Source organism: Catenulispora pinisilvae, assembly GCF_015356865.1.
Classification (GTDB): domain Bacteria; phylum Actinomycetota; class Actinomycetes; order Streptomycetales; family Catenulisporaceae; genus Catenulispora; species Catenulispora pinisilvae.
Genome location: NZ_JAAFZA010000006.1, coordinates 79,100 through 94,971 on the forward strand (window position 1 = coordinate 79,100; position 15,872 = coordinate 94,971).

Here is a 15,872-nt window from a genome sequence, read left to right on the forward strand (position 1 = left end):
CCAGTGTCGTTCCTTGTCGATGTCGAACTACACCAGGGCCTTGATCAGCGGGAAGTCGGCCTTCGGCGTGGGGATGACGTCGTCGATCCACTGCGCCTTGCCGCCGCCGACTTCGTCGGAGGCCATCTCGCCGATGATGATCGGCTTGCCCTTGGCCGCGAGCCGCGGGTAGATGTCGGCGAAGACGTCGTGGAAGCTCTGCCAGGCGAAGCTCGGGTCGGAGGTGCCCCAGTTGTAGCCGTCGACGCCGGTCCAGTCGACGTAGGCGTCGCCCGGGTAGTAGTCCATCGCGGAGGGTGCGCCGTCGGAGTCCGTGACGTTCGGGCACCAGGCCCACACGACGTTGGTCGCGCCGGCGGCGGTGAAGATGTCGTGGATATGGCGCCAGGCGGCGATGTACTTCGCCGGGTCGTGGCCGCCCCAGCCTTCGTCTTCTTTCATCTCCGCGGCGAAGTCGGCGTCGGTGCGTTGCAGCACTGCCGTGATCCGCGACGCGCCGGCGAGTTCGTCCTCGGACAAGGGATCCAGATGCAGCACGCCCTGGTCCATCCAGACGGCACGCGACAGCGCCTCGGCCCGACCGGCCAGCGCACTGATCCCGCCCTGATGCTCCCGGTCTCAGGCCGGGAGCATCAGGCGCCCGGCTACTGCTGGATCGGGTCGGAAAGGGCCAGGTCCCACACGGCCAGGCCGTGGATGCCGGCGTTCGCGGCCATCGTCCGGCGCAGGGCCAGGGACTGCGCGTCCGACCACCACAGGACGGTGCCGTCCGAGAGCGTCGCGGTCCACTCCCCGGAGGCGTCGTCGAACTGCGCCGTGGCGCCGTCGGCGGCGACGAGGTCGCGCGCGCCCTGATCGCTGACCTGGGTCGCGCCGCCGCCGGGCGGCCAGGAATAGCCGTAGCCGGCGACGCCCAGGTCCACCTTGCCCGCCGGGACCTCGCTCACCAGCACGTCCAGGCCCTGCTGCTGCCAGGACAGCGCGCCGACCGGCCCGGGACCGGAGTCCTGGGTGTGCTGGTCGTAGGCCATCAGCACCAGGTGGTCGACGACCTGGCCGAGGGCGGGCAGGTCGTATCCGAGGTCTGAGTACTCCGCCGCGCTCTGGCCGTTCATCAGGTCCAGGCTGACGGTCTTGCCGGACGGCAGGGCCTGCTTCAGCGCGGTCACGAACGCCGTGAGGCCGTCGGTGTCCCGGGATCGCAGGGACTCGATGTCGACCGTGACGCCGTCCCAGCCCTGGGAGGCGACCGCATCGCTGAGGCTGGCGACCACATTTTTGATGTTGTCCTGGCTACTCAGCAGGTTGTAGGCGGCCGACTCGTCGAAGTCGCCGATGGCCTGGCTGAAGTTCCCGACGAGGAACTCGGCGGGCAGGCCGTCGGCGTGCGCGGTGGCCAGTTGGTTCAGGGCGCCGTCATCGGGTACTGAGACGCTCGTACCGTCGGAGGTGATGTTGACGCCGTCGACGCCGACCGAGCCCAGGGCGCCGGCGCCGGCGTCGATGAGCGAGGTGGCGTCGCCCTCTTCCTGGTAGCCGACCACCGGCAGTCCGGTGAACGCCGAGGCGGTGCCGGTCGGCAGGGTCAGGACCGCGGTGGCCAGCACGCCGACCGCTGAGGCGGCGAGCGTGCGGCGGGCGGTTCGGTGGGCAGTCAGGCCGCTGATTCGGCGGGTGATTCGGTGGGCGGTGCGGTGGTTTCTCATGGTCTCTCTTTCGCGCTGTGGGGGGGTGTTCGGTGTCGCGTGGGGGTCAGCCGAACCAGGGGTTCCCGCCGCCCAGGGACCACACCGAGACCTTGGTGACCCCCAAGCCGGTGAGGACCTTCAGCTTCGCGGCCAGGGAAGCGCTGTCGACGTAGTCGTAGAGGACGCCGCCAGAGACCCAGCGGATCTCACCAGAGGAGGGGTCACGCCGAGCGGCGATGACGGCCGGGTCGGTGGCGAATCCGGGGCTCTTGCGCATATCGCTGAACTGGATGTTGCCGGTGACGTTGGTCAGATCGCAGGGGTCGGGGGCGTGGTAGCCGTACGACGGCAGGCCGATGACCAGCCGCGAGTGGTCCGGGACCTTGCTCTGGGCATAAGCGGTGACCTGCTTCAGCCAGGCGTAGGGGGTGATCGCCAGGCACCGGGCGCCCGGCGGCGTGTCGAACTCCTCGTCGTAGGCCATGATGACCAGTTCGTCGACGCCGGTCGCCGACACCTGCGCGTAGTCGTAGAACGAGGCGTCCGCGGTCATCGCCGGAGCATCGACCTGGAGGCGCTTGCCCTTGGCGTGCAGCGAGGCGGCGAGCTGGGTCAGGAACTTCTTGTAGTTCGTGAAGTCCGCGGCGGACCAGGACCAGTAGTCCTCCAGGTCGACGTCGACGCCGGACAGTCCGTTGCCGACGACCAGCGAGGTCAGCTGGGACACCGCCTTGGACCGGTTGCCGGAGCTGCTGACCAGTGCGTGGACGTCGGCGGTGGTCATGCCGGAGATGGTCGGGTACTGATACGCCGAGTGGGCTTTCAGGTCCGCGACGTTCGCCGCGCTGAAGGTGTTGCACGTCCCGTCGGCGGTGGTCTCCAGCCGGACTGAGCCGTCGGCCTGGACGGACCAGTACTCGGGCTTCAGGGCGCCGGTCAGGACCCGGTTGTCGGCGTACTCGGCCTGAGCGGTGCACGTGGAGTCCCCGGGGGACCCGGGGTAGAGCCAGGTCTGGAACTGCACGCCGGTCGCACGAACTGTGGGGGCGGCGGCGGTGGCCGTGGCGGTCGCGTTCGCGGTCGTGGCGACCAACCCCGCGGTCGCGCAGGCGGCCATCAAGGCCAGGGGTGTTCTGGTGCGCAGTGTTCTGGCGCGCGATGTTCTGGCACGAAGCATGTGTCCTCCGGAAGGCGTGGCGGATCACCGCACGGACCGGGTGGTCCGCGCGGGGCGTGGCGATGGTTCCGGTGGTGCTTTTTGTGCGGCGGGCAGCGCCTGATGCTCAGCCGGACCAGTAGGAGTCCAGGACGAGCGTGTCGGCGCCGGGGACGGCTGAGGCCGTGGACCAGGAGCCGCCCACCACCCGCCCGCTGTCGTCGTCGGCGGCGAGCGAGAGCTGGGTGAGGATGCGGTAGCGGTCACCGCGGTAGACGGAGTGCGTGAACTCCACGATCCGGCCGTCGGCGTCGGCGGTCACCCGATCGAAGAGCAGCGCCGGGGTGTGGACCGGCACCCCGAGCAGTTCGGCCTCCGCCTCGTCGACGACGGTGGGTTCGATGATCTGCGTGGCGGTGGCGAGCCGGACGCCGTAGCGCCGGCCCAGGGTCCGGTAGAACGAGCCGTCCTCAAGGTCCTGGGAAGCAAGTCCCGGCACCAGGGCGGCGGGAACGTGCAGCGTGTCCACAGACATCGGATCGCCGTCGGCCAGCCGCAGCCTGGTGATCCGCAGGACCTGTTCGGCCGGGGACACCTGGAGGCGCCGGCCGATCCTGGCACCGGCCGCGACGGTCTGGAAGTCCACCATCCGGCTGGTCCAGACACCGTCCACGCCGCCGACGGCCAGCGGCTGGCCGGGCTGCGCGGCGGGCGTCCCCAGACGCTGGGCCACCTTGGCCTTGGCGACGAAGACCCCGCGGCCGTGCTCCCTGGTGAGGAGCCCGTCGCGGACCAGGTCGTCGACGACCGAACGCAGCGTGGGGCGGGACACCGACAGTTCCTCGCTCAACTGCCGCTCGCCGGGGATCGCCCGGCCCGGACCGTACTCCTCGACCAGGTCCAGCAGGTGCCCGCGAATGCGCTCGCGCTTCTGCCAGCGGCTCTCGCCCACGTTCATCGCCCGTTCCGTTCCCTTCTGCGACGTCGGCCCCGGCCCCGGCGCCGGGTCTCGGCGCCCGCCGTGCCGGACTGGTTGTCCGGAGCCCTTGACGTTGGCCAAATAATGACCCACGATAAGCCAACTGGTCAAGGGTTGGTAAGTTTTCCGCGCTGGAGGCGCCTGGAACTCGCCAAATGTGACCGTCATCCAGACCAATCCTGTACCACTGGACCACTCGTCCCCGAGGTGGAGGCACCATGTCCATACACCGGCACAGCTTCATACGTCGACACCGCCCCGCAGTCCCCGCAAGGGCTCCGCGCCGCCGCCTGGCCGCGTTCGTACTCGCGCCGATGCTGGCGCTCGCCGCCGCGGGCTGTTCCGCCGGCGGCTCCGGCTCCCCGGCCGAGGCCGACGTCGGAGCCGACGACACCACCCCGGTCACCATCACCTTCTGGCACGGGCTGAGCTCGACGCACGAGGTCGCCGCGGTCAACGCGGTGCTGGCCAAGTTCCACCAGAAGTACCCCTACATCACGGTCCAGGCCGTCTCAGGGCAGACCGATGACAAGGTGAACCAGGCGATCCGCGGCGGCACGGCCCCCGACGTCGCGTCCTCCTTCAACGCCGCCAACGTCGGCGGCTGGTGCGCCAGCGGCGCCTTCCAGGACCTCAGCGCGGACATCGCCGCCGACCACGTGGACATGTCGCAGATACCGCAGGCGGTCCAGTCCTACACCGCCTTCGACGGCAAGCGCTGCACGATGCCGTGGCTGGCCGACACCTTCGGGCTCTACTACAACAAGAAGCTGTTCGCCGCGGCCGGGATCACGGCGCCGCCCAAGACGATGACCGAGCTGACCGCCGATGCCGAGAAGCTGACCGCGTTCAACCCGGACGGCTCGATCAAGACCGCCGGGTTCATGCCCTACCTGGGCACCTACCAGATGGTCACCGAGCACCTGGTGACCAGCTGGGGCGGCAAGTGGCTCAAGCCGGACGGCACCTCGAACGTGGCCTCCGACCAGGCCTTCGCCGCGGCGCTGACCTGGCAGAAGAACCTGGTCGACTGGTTCGGCGCCGGCAAGCTCGCCAAATTCAAAGCCGGCCTGGGCGACGAGATGTCGGCGCAGAACGCCTTCGAGACCGGGAACGTGGCGATGATGGTCGACGGGGAGTGGCGCACCGCGTTCATCAAGAGCGACAAGTCAGACGTCGACTACGGCACCGCGCCCATGCCGGTCGCCGACGACAAGCCCGAGCTGTACGGCTCCGGCTACGTCGGCGGCAACGTCATCGGCATCCCCAAGGGCAGCAAGCACCCGGCCGCGGCCTGGAAGCTGGTCAAGTTCCTCACCACCGACACCGATGCCGTCGCCTCCTTCGCCGACGCCATCGGCAACGTCCCCACCACCATCGCGGCCCTGGACTCCCCGGAGCTCACGCTGGCCCAGGACCCGAACTTCGCGACCTTCCTGGAGGTCTTCAAGAACCCGGCGACCTCGACCACCCCGGCCAGCCCGGACGGCGGCGCCTACCTGACGAACTTCGGTCCCTTCGCCGAGAAGTGGCAGAACGGCCAGGTACCCGACCTCCAAGCCGGGCTGGCCGAGGTGGACAAGCAGAACGACGCCGCCCTCAAGCTCAGCCAGTGAGCCCCGGAAAGCCGGCCGCCACCATGGGCACCTTGTCACTGGCCACCCGGACGGCCCGCCGGCCGCCCGGCCCGGACCCCCAGACCTCACCCGCCGTGCGCGCCAAGCGTCGGCGCACCCGCGTCAGGATCCTGCTGTTCCTTTCGCCGTGGATCGTCGGGTTCACCGTGTTCCTGGCCTATCCGCTGGTCATGACGCTCTGGCTGTCGTTCACCAACTCTGACATGATCTCCAGCCCGCACTTCGTGGGCCTGCGCAACTACCGCTACATGTTCAGCGACGACCCGCAGATCTGGCAGGCGGTGCGCAACACCGGCTGGCTGATGGCGGTCATGGTCCCGGCGCAGGTGCTCTTCGCGCTCGGCGTCGCCATGGTCACCGCCCGGCTCAAAGCCGGGGCGGGCCTGTTCCGGACGCTGTTCTACCTGCCGGCGCTCGCGCCGCCGGTCGCGGCGACCGTGGCCTTCGTGTGCCTGTTCAACCCGTCCTCCGGGCCGGTGAACAAGATCCTGGGCCTGCTCGGCGTGCACGGACCGCTGTGGTTCGACTCCCCGGTCTGGTCCAAGCCGGCGCTGACGATGCTTACGCTGTGGGGGAGCGGGACGATGATGGTCATCTTCCTGGCCGCGCTGCTGGACGTGCCCGCCGAACTCTACGAAGCCGCCGAGCTCGACGGCACCAACCCGCTACAGCGGTTCCGCTACGTGACGCTGCCCACCATCTCCCCGGTCGTGCTGTTCGCGACCGTGACGGCAGTCATCGCCGCCCTCCAGTACTTCACCCAGGCGATGGTCGCCTCCCAGACCGCCGACGGCAGCATCCAGGCTCCGCCGGGTTACCCCGGCGGCTCGACGCTCACCTTCTCCCAGCAGCTGTACACCGCCGGATTCACCCAGTTCCACATGGGCTACGCCTGCGCCCTGGCGGTCGTCCTGTTCATCGTGGCGATGGTCTTCACCGTCGCGCTGCTGCGCCGGGCATCAGGCTTCAACACCGAGGAGGCGACCCAGTGACCGCCCTGGCACCCGCGGCGCGCGACCGGTCCGCCCGCGGCGTATCCGCCCACAACGCCGCCCGGCGCCGGTCCGGGCGCCGCAGAACCCTGATCTGGATCGCGGAACACGCGCTGGCCTGCGGACTGGCCGTGGCGTTCCTCGGACCCGTCGTCTTCATCCTGCTCACGTCCGTGATGACCGACCAGCAGTCGCTGACCTCGAACCTGTGGCCCGCGCACTGGCAGTGGTCCAACTACACGGCGGTGTTCTCCAAGGCCCCGACCGGTACCTGGATCAAGAACACGGTGGTCTACGCCGGGCTGGTGACCATGTGCACGCTGGTCTCCAGCGTCCCGGTCGCCTACGCCCTGGCCCGGTTCCGCTTCCGGGCCCGCAACGGGGTCTTCCTCGCCGTGATCATGATGATGATGCTGCCGCCGCAGGTCCTGGTGATCCCGATGTACATCATGTGGGCGCGCCTGCACCTGACCGGCACCATCTGGCCTCTGGTCATCCCCTGCGCGTTCGGCGACGCGTTCTCCATCTTCCTGCTCCGCCAGTTCCTGCTGACCATTCCGGAGGACTACCTGAACGCGGCGCGGATCGACGGCTGTAGCGAAGTACGGGTCCTGCTTCGCGTGGTCCTGCCGATGATGCGTCCCGCGATCGTGGCCGTCGGCCTGTTCGCGTTCTTCAACGCCTGGAACGACTACTACGGACCGCTCATCTACACCGGCGAGAAGCCGGAGCACTGGACGCTCGCCGTCGGACTGGCCAGCTTCAAGTCCGCCCACGCCGTCCAGTGGAACCTCACCATGGCCGCCACCGTCATCGCGATGGCGCCGGTGATCATCGTGTTCTTCTTCGCCCAGAAGGCCTTCATCGAAGGCGTCACCCTGACAGGAGTCAAAGGTTGAAAATCGTCGTCGTCGGTGGCGGATCCACCTACACCCCCGAACTGGTCGACGGGTTCGCCCGGCTGCCAGACACCCTCGCCGTGGACGAGCTGGTCCTCATCGACCCGGACGCCGAACGCGTCGGCCTGGTCGGGGGCGTATCGGCGCGCATCCTGGCCAAGCAGGGGCATCCCGGCCGCCTGGTCACCGGCAGCGATCTGGACGAGCACCTGGACGGCGCCGCCGCGATCCTGCTCCAACTGCGCGTCGGCGGCCAGGCCGCGCGGCACACCGATGAGACCCTGCCGCTGATGTGCGACTGCGTCGGCCAGGAGACCACCGGCGCCGGCGGCCTGGCCAAGGCGCTGCGCACCGTCCCGGTCGTCCTGGACATCGCCGACCGGATCCGCAAGCGCGCGCCCGAGGCCTGGATCGTGGACTTCACCAATCCCGTCGGCATCGTCACCCGGGCCCTGCTGGACGCCGGACACAAGGCCGTCGGGCTGTGCAACGTCGCCAAGGGCTTCCAGCACACCTTCGGCGACTGGTTCGGGGTCGACCCCGGCCGGATCGAGCTCGACCACGTCGGCCTCAACCACCTGACCTGGGAACGCGGCGTCCGCGTCGACGGGGTGGAGGTGCTGCCGCGGATCTTCGCCGAGCGCGGCGAGGAGCTGGCCGCGCGGGTGCGGATCCCGATCGAGGTGATGCGGCGCCACGGGGCCATCCCGTCCTACTACCTGCGGTTCTACTACGCCCACGACGCCGTCGTCGCCGAGCAGCGGGTCCAGGAGTCCCGCGCACAGCAGGTCGCGGCGCTGGAGCGGCAGCTGCTCCAGATGTACGCCGACCCGGCGCTCGACGAGAAGCCCGCGCTGCTGGACCAGCGGGGCGGCGCCTACTACTCCGAGGCCGCGATCGAGCTGGTCGCCGGGCTGCTCGGGGCGGGCGGCACCGTCCAGGTCGCCAACGTGCGCAACGGCGACACCATGCCGTTCCTGCCGCGGGACGCCGTCATCGAAGTGCCCTGCCGCATCGACGGCGGCGGCGCGCACCCGCTGCCGATCGCGCCGGTCGATCCGTTGCAGGCGGGTCTGATCGCCCACGTCGCGGCCTATGAGGAACTCGCCCTGCAAGCTGCCGTGCACGGCGGGATCGGACGGGTCGAAGACGCTCTCATCGCCCACCCGCTGATCGGACAGACCGAGCCGGCCCAGGTGCTCGCCGCCGAGATGGAGTCGGTCAACCGCGACTATCTGCCGTGGGCCGAGCTGTGAGCCAGACCTTGATGCGGACCTTCCTGGCCATGGACGGCGGCAACAGCAAGACCGATGTGGTGCTGGGCGACGGCACCGGCAAGATCCACGCCCGGGCCCGCGGCGGACCCTTCCGGCCCCAGGTCACCGGAGTCCCGGCGGCCCTCGACGCGCTGGCGGAGACGGTCGCGCGGGTGCGGGCTCGCGCCGGTGTCGAAGGGCCCGTCGAGCGGCTGTCGGCCTTCGTGGCCGGCGCCGACCTGCGGCCGGAGGAAGCCGCTCTTCAGGACGCCTTCGCCCGGCGCGGCTGGGCCCGGGAGGTCCACGTCGCCAACGACACGTTCGCGCTGCTGCACGGCGGCTCACCGGACGGGACCGGGGTCGCAGTGGTCTGCGGTACCGGCATCAACTGCGTCGGCATCGCCCCGGACGGCTCGGTCGCACGCTTCCCGGCCCTGGGCATCCTGTCGGGTGACTGGGGCGGCGGCATGGACATCGGGACCCTGATGCTGTGGCACGCGGTACGCGGCGAAGACGGCCGCGGCCCGCGCACCGCCCTGGCCTCGGCGGTCGCCGGCCACTTCGGACTGCCGAGCGCACTGGACGTCACCCTGGCGATCCACACCGGCGCCCTCGCCGAGACCGAACTGCGAACCCTGACACCGGTGTTGTTCACCCTGACGTCAGACCCGACCGCGCGATCGATCCTGGACCGCCAGGCCGACGAGGTGTGCGCCCTGGGATTGTCGGCCCTGCGCCGGCTCGGCCTGGACCGGACGCCGACCCCGGTGATCCTGGGCGGCGGCGTCCTCGGCGCCGCTGACCCCTACCTCCTCGGCCGGATCGGCGACGGGTTCGCCCGGCAGGCGAAGGCCGAACTGCGGGTCGTGACCGAGCCGCCGGTGACCGGTGCCGCTCTGCACGCGCTCGGAGTGGAGGCCGACGTCGCGGTACGTGAGCTGTTGCTGCGGCAGCTCTCGGCTGGCGCGGCTCTCGTGGGATAGGCGCGTTAAGCGAGGCTTGAAGCGAACCCGCCGGCTGGGCTCGGAGAGCTGAGCAGGGCCAAGCGGCGGGCGTCGGGGCTGGCGGGCTCGGCGGTGCCGACCAGCAAGCACTGGCCCGGCGCGTTCTGGACCTCGAAGGTTTGGTAGGCGAGCGTCAGGCGCCCGGCGTCCGGGTGCTGGAAGGTCTTGGTCCTGCTGCCCAGGCGGGCGACGTCCTGGCGGCTCCAGAGTGCTGCGAAGTCCTGGCTGTCGGCGAGCAGGCCGTCGATCAGGGCGGCGGTGCGGGGGTCGTTCCGCTCGTGTCCGTGCGCCAGCCGTAGTGCGGCGACGGTGTCGCGGGCCACGCTGTGCCAGTCGGCGAACAGCTCGCGGGCCGCGGGGTCGCAGAACAGTGCACGGGCCATGCCGCGCGGGTCCGCGAGCGGGGAGAGCAGGGCGTCGGCCAGGGTGTTGGAGGCCAGGATGTCCAGGCGCCGGTTGATGACGTAGGCCACGGCGTCGGGGAAGGAGCCCATCAGCCGCAGCAGTTCCGGTGCGACTGTCTCGGCATCGGGGGAGGGCTCTTCGGACGTGGGCACGAGTCCGGCCAGGCGGTAGGCGTGCCAGCAGGCGTCGGAGTCCAGGTGCAGGGCCCGGGCGAGGGCGTCGAGGACCTGTCCGGAGGGGTGACGTTCGCGGCCTTGCTCCAGGCGGGCGTAGTAGTCGGCACTGACGCCGGCCAGCACCGCGACCTCCTCCCGCCGCAATCCGGTGACCCGGCGGCCCTGGGAGCAGGGAAACCCCACGTCAGCCGGGCGGACGCGGGAGCGGCGCGTCAGTAGGAACTCGCCCAGTTCATTGCCCGTCATATCTAGATCGTACGACGCCGGTTCCTAGGAGCCGGGCACCCAGGAAGACCCGTCCTGCCGCTCGCCCGCGATCGGACACATGCTGGTCGGTACCGGCCGATGCACCACGCCGGCCGCCTGAATGCCGAAGGGCTCGAACATGACGCACCCGCACCCGCTCACCGCAGTCGCCCCGGTGGCCCCGGGCGCAACGCTCGCTCCGGGCGCCCCGCTCGCCCCGGGGGCGCCGAAAGTGGTCCTGATCACCGGCGCCAGCAGTGGTATCGGCGAGGCCACCGCCAGACGGCTGGCCGCCGCCGGCCACCGCCTGGTACTCGGGGCGCGCCGCACCGACCGCCTCGCGGCCCTCGCCGAGGACCTCGAAAACTTGGCGGGCAGCGCCATCGCGCACGCGTTGGACGTGACCGACCCGGCCAGCGTGCGGTCCTTCGTCACGGCCGCCCATGACCGGTATGGGCGGGTGGACGTCCTGGTCAACAACGCCGGCGTGATGCCGCTGTCGAGAATGGACGCGCTGCGCGTCGACGAGTGGGACCGCATGATCGACGTGAACCTGCGCGGGGTCCTGCACGGCATCGCCGCCGTCCTGCCGATCATGAAGGAGCAGCGCAGCGGGCACATCGTGAACGTCTCCTCGGTATCAGGGCTGAGGGTCGATCCGACCGCCGCCGTCTACAGCGCCACCAAGTACGCGGTGCGCGCCCTGTCGGAGGGTCTGCGGCAGGAGAGCCGCGAGCTGCGGGTCACCGTGATCAGCCCGGGCCTGACCCGCAGCGAGCTGGCCGCGACCATCGGCGAGGCCGCGGTCAAGGACGCGGTCGAGGAACAGATGGGCATCGCGCTCCCGGCCGCCGCCATCGCCGAGGCGATCCGGTACGCCATCGACCAGCCCGCCGAGGTGGACGTCAACGAACTCGTCGTCCGGCCCACGGCCCAGGGCTGAAAGGGCTCAGAGGCACGAACATCCAGCACGGAAAGGTGACATCGATGGTGACCGATCAGCAGGTACGAGACTGGGCCGAGGGCTACATCCGGGCCTGGACCACCGGCAGCAAGAAGGACATCACCGCGCTGTTCTCCCCGCGCGCCGAGTACCACGAGTGGCCCTACGAGACCGACTGGATCGGCCGTGAGGCGATCATCGACGGCTGGCTCAGCCGCGCACCATGGCAGGAGGGCGGCTGGGAATTCGAGTGGTCCGTCCTGGCCATCAACGGCGACACCGCGGCGATCGAGGGCACCGGCCGTTACAAGGAGCTGGGCACGTTCGCCAACTTGTGGACCGTGACGTTCGACAAGAACGCCAAGTGCGTCATGTTCCGGATGTGGAACAACCAGGTCTGAATCAGGGATCGCCGACCGTGTCGATGGCCGCCGGTTGCCATCATCGCTCTGACTCTGTGTCGCGAAGTAATCACTTATAGTCATTGACCGCGTAGTCATAAATCAGTATTTTTACATCTATGTCGCTACCTACCGAACCCATCGGCAGCATCCCGCGCTCCGCCGAACTCCTTGCCACGCTGTCAGCCCACGAACAGGGGCGGCTGGCGTCGAAGGACCTCGCCGGTGCGGTCGACCAGGCTGTCGCCGAGACGATCCAGCGCCTTCAGGCCGCGGGCTCGCCGGTCGTCACCGACGGCGAGCAGGGCAAGCCGAGTTTCGCCACCTACCCGATCGCCGGGCTGAAAGGCCTCAGTCCCGACGGCGTCGTCATCCCTTTCGCTGATGGGCATGTGCGCCAGCTGCCGTCTCTCACTGCCGGACCGTTCCGCTACCAGCAGCATGCCGACGGCTATCTGAAGGCTGCTCTCGCGCATGCGGGTGTCCCGGTCAAGCAGGCGGTGATCGCGCCTTCGGCGCTGAGCCTGCTCTATCCGGCCGAGGGGATCGGCGGCTATTCGCGCGAGGAGTTCCTCGCCGACCTCGCCGACGAAGCCGAGGCTGACATCCGCGGCTGCCTGGACGCCGGCGCCCACAAGGTGCAACTCGACTTCACCGAGGGCCGGCTCTCCCTCAAGCTCGATCCGAGCGGGGGCGTGCTCGCGGACTTCATCGCGCTCAACAACCGGGTCCTGGACAGGTTCACCCCGGCCGAGCGGGCCCGGATCGGCGTGCACACCTGCCCGGGCGGGGATCAGGACTCCACCCACAGCCTCGACGTCGACTACGCCGGCCTGCTTCCGCAGCTGTTCCAGCTCAACGTCGGCTCCTTCTACGTCCAGCTCGCCAGCGAGCCGGACCCCGACCGGGTCCTGGCGGTCATCGCCGATCAGCTGCCGGCTTCGGCCCAGGTGTTCGTGGGCGTCATCGACCCGATCGATCCCCGGGTGGAGACGCCCGAGGAAGTGCGGGACCGGGTCCTGAACGCGGCCCGCCACCTCCCCGCCGACCGCCTGGGCACCTGCGATGACTGCGGGTTCTCGCCGTTCGCCGACGACACCTCCACCTCGCGGGAGACGGCCTTCGCGAAGGTCCGCGCCCGCGTCGAGGGCACCGCGCTCGCCGCTGAACTGCTGGGGGTGTAGCGGTTCCATGAGGTGACCCGGCGCTGGTCGTTGCCGACTGATCAGGCGGTGTGGCCAGGTGGTGGTGAGCATCGCGGCGTACGTCAGCGAGGTGTCGTGCGCCGCGACAAGCCGGTACGCGGCTTCAGGACAGTTCACAGATAGTCCACAGGTAGTCCACTGATAGTCCGCACCCCCGCCGCTATGCGGGAGTGGCCACCGGCTGCCGCGCGTCGTAGCGGTCGAGGACCACCGGCAGCGCCAGGAGCAGCGGTGGATCGATCGGGCGGCAAGGGCGCAGGCGCAGGTCCACCATCGTGGTCTGACCGCGCACGCTGGTCACCGGGCCTTCGCGGGCCACGAGGCGGGCGACGCGCGCCCCGTACCCGTCGACCGGGGCCTCGTCGGGGTTCACCGCCGCGGCGAAGACGTACCACTGGCCCTCCGGGACGCCGTCCAGCTGGAAGGCCGTGTCGTTCTCGACCATGGTGCAGGCGACCGGGAGGCGCTGGGGGATGGGGCCGTCGAAGACCCCGATGTACATCAGCGGCGCCTCGGTGCCGGGGGGCAGGCTCATCCAGCCGGCCATCGCGCCCACCGCCGTGCCGTCCTCGGCCGCGCGGCCGCCGGTGCCGACGGCCAGATCGGCCTGGGCGAAGCTGCGGTACTGGATCGGAGTGACGCCGACGCTCTTGGTGAAGCGGCTGGTGAAGGTGCCGAGACTGTTGTAGCCGACCATGTAGGAGATGTCGGTGACGGTCAGTTCGGTCGTCGTCAGCAGGCCCTTGGCCCGCTGTAGGCGGATGGCGCTGAGGAATCTGCCGGGGGAGACGCCGGTGACCTCGCGGAAGGTGCGCGCGAAGTGGAACTGGCTCAGGATCGCGACGTCCGCCATGTCGGCCAGGGTGATCGGCTGGTCGTACTGTTCGTACAGGTAGTCCACAACGCGCTCGACAGCCTCGTTCAAGGTTCCTCCTGTGGTGCGCGACGGATCGCTGAGCGCCGTTCGGTCGGGACACGGGCCTGAACGTGCTGACGCAGTCGGGTCACCCCAAGCGTTACAGGAGTTGCCGGGCCTGGCTTCTTCCTGGTTGCCCCGCGCCGGGCGCTATGCCGACGGAGCCTTCCCGGCCAGGGGGAGATAGCCGTTGGCGACCACGACCTCCGCCACGGCCTCGTAGTCCTCGGCCCGGCCGGCGGGCAGGGTGCCGAGGCCGTCGACGTAGCGGTTGAACATGCAGAAGGCCGCCGCTATCAGTACCGTGTCGTGGATCTCCTCGTCGCCCGCGCCCGCGGCGCGCGCGGTCTCGACCAGCTCCGCCGTCACCTTGCGGCCGCTTTCCGCCACCGCTTCGGCGATCCGCAGCAGCGCGGCCAGTTTGGGCGTGATCGGAGCCTGGTCGGGATCGGCGCGCACCTGGAGCACCAGCGGCATGCCCTGGTCCAGTTGCGCCGCGGCGAACGCGGAGTGCGAGTCGGTGCAGAACGCGCATTCGTTGCGGCTGGAGACGTAGGCGGCGATCAGCTCACGCTCGCCGCGGCTGAGCGTGTTCTCGCCGCGCAGCAGGGTTTCGGCGAGTTCGGTCAGGGGTCCGGCGGTCAGGGGCCGGAACAGCAGCGGTCCGGTTATCCCGGGGAACAGCTTCTCGTCCACGCCGAGTTCGATGTGGGACATGGGGGTACCTCCGAGGACTCTGCGCTGGGCCTTGCTCGACTCCGGTGACCGTAGCGCCGCGCGGCGAAGCCCGACTTCTCCCAGCTTGCGGTGATCGCGCGCACCACTGATGGCGATCGGCGACGGTGAACCGTCGTCGCCGATCGCCGACCAGGGCCGTGCCCGTTACCGGAGCCCTGCCTGTTACCAGAGCCCTGCCCATTTCCAGAGTCGTGCCCCTTACTGGAACCGGAGCCGCACCCGGCGCCGGAACTCCTCGTAGGTCGCCAGCGAGCCGTCCCGCGGCAGCTTCTGCGCGACGTCCTCGGCGATCTGCGAGGCCTCGGCCGCGCCGCATCCGCAGAACTGCCGGGCCGCGGCCTCGTTCTCCGGCGTGATCAGGTTCGACACGTCGCGGGCGCGCAGCGCGAACACCGCGCCCTGGGCCAGCTCGGGCCGGTACCGGCCGGCCTTGGTCCACAACAGGTCCAGCGAGTCCGGCTCGACCCCGCCGGCGTAGGCCGCGGCCAGGCCGGCCCCGGACATCAGGTCCGAGCGCCGCTCGGGGCCGAACCGCTCGACGGCTTCCAGCAGCCGCTCGACGTCGCCGCCGTAGACGAACCACATCGCGCGCCCCACGCCCTGGTCCACCACGCGCTGGGTGAGTGTGTGCGGAGCCGGCCAGCGGTAGCGCGCCGGCGCGTACTGCCCGTCGACCCACTTCGCGTGGTGGAAGAAGGCCATGTGGAACCCGTAGCCGTCCAGGATCAGCCCGCGCAGTGACGGATGGTCCGGCAGCTTGCTCTGCCGCGGCAGCGCGCGCTTCCACATCGCGCCGGGCAGTCGGGCGAGCGCGAAACCGAGACCGATGTAGGCCATGAAGATGTGCCGGGAGCCGGGACCGTCGTCGTACCCGGGCCCGGCCAGGAAGCTCTCGGTCCGCCGCCGGCCCGGCAGCGGGGACATCACGTCACGCATCGACAAGGCCATGACGGCCCCCTCATAGGCGAACCCGCGGTATTCCCGTTGCAAGGACTCCAGGCGGGCCACGAGCCCGGCGTGGTCGCGCTGTTCGATGCCGAATTCGTACCCGATGATGAATTGCCGGGCGCTGGTCTCCAATTGGGTGCGGGCTGGAGCGTGTCCGGTGTCGTATCCGAGCGTCTCGAAGCTTGTGCTCCCGAGGTCGGGGGCGGTCAGCAGCTTGCGGATCGAGCCGGCCATGGTGGCGGCCACGCGTGTCCCCTCTCCGAGTCGGTGCGGTTCGGTCCGT

Annotated in this window: 16 protein-coding genes; 8 read left to right on the forward strand and 8 right to left on the reverse strand. The window is 70.0% G+C overall.

Annotation, left to right across the window (positions count from 1 at the left end):
* Positions 1-27 precede the first annotated feature (27 nt).
* The 4 genes from IZR01_RS03340 to IZR01_RS03355 all read right to left on the reverse strand — a co-directional run bounded on the left by IZR01_RS03340 (position 28) and on the right by IZR01_RS03355 (position 3,802).
* Complete coding sequence (locus IZR01_RS03340) at positions 28-549, reverse strand: glycoside hydrolase family 26 protein (RefSeq protein ID WP_228558862.1); 522 nt, start codon at positions 547-549, stop codon at positions 28-30.
* Positions 550-644: 95 nt separating this feature from the next.
* Positions 645-1,706, reverse strand: a complete 1,062-nt coding sequence (locus tag IZR01_RS03345; RefSeq protein WP_194922825.1) for a glycosyl hydrolase family 18 protein — start codon at positions 1,704-1,706, stop codon at positions 645-647.
* A 46-nt stretch (positions 1,707-1,752) separates the two neighbouring features.
* Positions 1,753-2,865 carry a glycosyl hydrolase family 18 protein gene (locus tag IZR01_RS03350; protein WP_228558863.1) on the reverse strand — a complete coding sequence of 371 codons (1,113 nt, stop codon included), beginning with the start codon at positions 2,863-2,865 and terminating at the stop codon, positions 1,753-1,755.
* Between the two features lie 106 nt (positions 2,866-2,971).
* On the reverse strand, positions 2,972-3,802 hold the full coding sequence (locus IZR01_RS03355; protein WP_194922826.1) for a GntR family transcriptional regulator: 831 nt from the start codon (positions 3,800-3,802) through the stop codon (positions 2,972-2,974).
* 239 nt (positions 3,803-4,041) lie between these two features.
* Here IZR01_RS03355 and IZR01_RS03360 point away from each other — a divergent pair, with 239 nt between their 5' ends.
* From IZR01_RS03360 to IZR01_RS03380, 5 genes are read left to right on the forward strand one after another with little or no spacing between them, the layout of a single operon-like run.
* Positions 4,042-5,439 carry an ABC transporter substrate-binding protein gene (locus tag IZR01_RS03360; protein WP_228558864.1) on the forward strand — a complete coding sequence of 466 codons (1,398 nt, stop codon included), beginning with the start codon at positions 4,042-4,044 and terminating at the stop codon, positions 5,437-5,439.
* Between the two features lie 23 nt (positions 5,440-5,462).
* Positions 5,463-6,452, forward strand: a complete 990-nt coding sequence (locus tag IZR01_RS52950) for a carbohydrate ABC transporter permease (RefSeq protein ID WP_194922854.1) — start codon at positions 5,463-5,465, stop codon at positions 6,450-6,452.
* Entirely contained in the window at positions 6,449-7,351 is a 903-nt protein-coding gene (locus IZR01_RS03370; RefSeq protein ID WP_323746896.1) for a carbohydrate ABC transporter permease, read from the forward strand. The genes IZR01_RS52950 and IZR01_RS03370 overlap by 4 nt, the downstream gene beginning before the upstream one ends.
* Positions 7,348-8,607, forward strand: a complete 1,260-nt coding sequence (locus IZR01_RS03375; protein ID WP_194897929.1) for a 6-phospho-beta-glucosidase — start codon at positions 7,348-7,350, stop codon at positions 8,605-8,607. Before IZR01_RS03370 ends, IZR01_RS03375 begins: the two co-directional genes overlap by 4 nt.
* Positions 8,604-9,590: an N-acetylglucosamine kinase gene (locus tag IZR01_RS03380; protein ID WP_323746897.1), complete on the forward strand. Its 987-nt coding sequence runs from the start codon at positions 8,604-8,606 to the stop codon at positions 9,588-9,590. The genes IZR01_RS03375 and IZR01_RS03380 overlap by 4 nt, the downstream gene beginning before the upstream one ends.
* Before the next feature lie 5 nt (positions 9,591-9,595).
* Here the strand turns inward: IZR01_RS03380 and IZR01_RS03385 are convergent, their stop codons facing one another.
* Positions 9,596-10,438, reverse strand: a complete 843-nt coding sequence (locus IZR01_RS03385; RefSeq protein WP_194922827.1) for a helix-turn-helix domain-containing protein — start codon at positions 10,436-10,438, stop codon at positions 9,596-9,598.
* 139 nt (positions 10,439-10,577) lie between these two features.
* Between IZR01_RS03385 and IZR01_RS03390 the strand changes: the two genes are divergently transcribed.
* The 3 genes from IZR01_RS03390 (at position 10,578) to IZR01_RS03400 (ending at position 12,966) form a co-directional block, all read left to right on the forward strand.
* Positions 10,578-11,381, forward strand: coding sequence for an SDR family oxidoreductase (locus IZR01_RS03390; protein ID WP_194922828.1), 804 nt, complete (start codon positions 10,578-10,580; stop codon positions 11,379-11,381).
* 44 nt (positions 11,382-11,425) lie between these two features.
* Positions 11,426-11,782, forward strand: a complete 357-nt coding sequence (locus IZR01_RS03395) for a nuclear transport factor 2 family protein (RefSeq protein WP_194897928.1) — start codon at positions 11,426-11,428, stop codon at positions 11,780-11,782.
* A 119-nt stretch (positions 11,783-11,901) separates the two neighbouring features.
* Positions 11,902-12,966: a cobalamin-independent methionine synthase II family protein gene (locus IZR01_RS03400; RefSeq protein WP_194922829.1), complete on the forward strand. Its 1,065-nt coding sequence runs from the start codon at positions 11,902-11,904 to the stop codon at positions 12,964-12,966.
* Between the two features lie 181 nt (positions 12,967-13,147).
* Here the strand turns inward: IZR01_RS03400 and IZR01_RS03405 are convergent, their stop codons facing one another.
* From IZR01_RS03405 to IZR01_RS03415, 3 genes are all read right to left on the reverse strand, one after another.
* A complete protein-coding gene (locus tag IZR01_RS03405; RefSeq protein WP_194899895.1) occupies positions 13,148-13,912 on the reverse strand; it encodes a helix-turn-helix transcriptional regulator in 765 nt (254 codons plus the stop codon).
* Between the two features lie 141 nt (positions 13,913-14,053).
* The gene (locus tag IZR01_RS03410; protein WP_194922830.1) at positions 14,054-14,620 is read right to left on the reverse strand and encodes a carboxymuconolactone decarboxylase family protein; all 567 of its coding nucleotides are present in this window, start codon (positions 14,618-14,620) and stop codon (positions 14,054-14,056) included.
* A gap of 219 nt (positions 14,621-14,839) precedes the next feature.
* Positions 14,840-15,835 carry a DUF1702 family protein gene (locus IZR01_RS03415; RefSeq protein ID WP_194922831.1) on the reverse strand — a complete coding sequence of 332 codons (996 nt, stop codon included), beginning with the start codon at positions 15,833-15,835 and terminating at the stop codon, positions 14,840-14,842.
* Between the last annotated feature and the right edge of the window lie 37 nt (positions 15,836-15,872).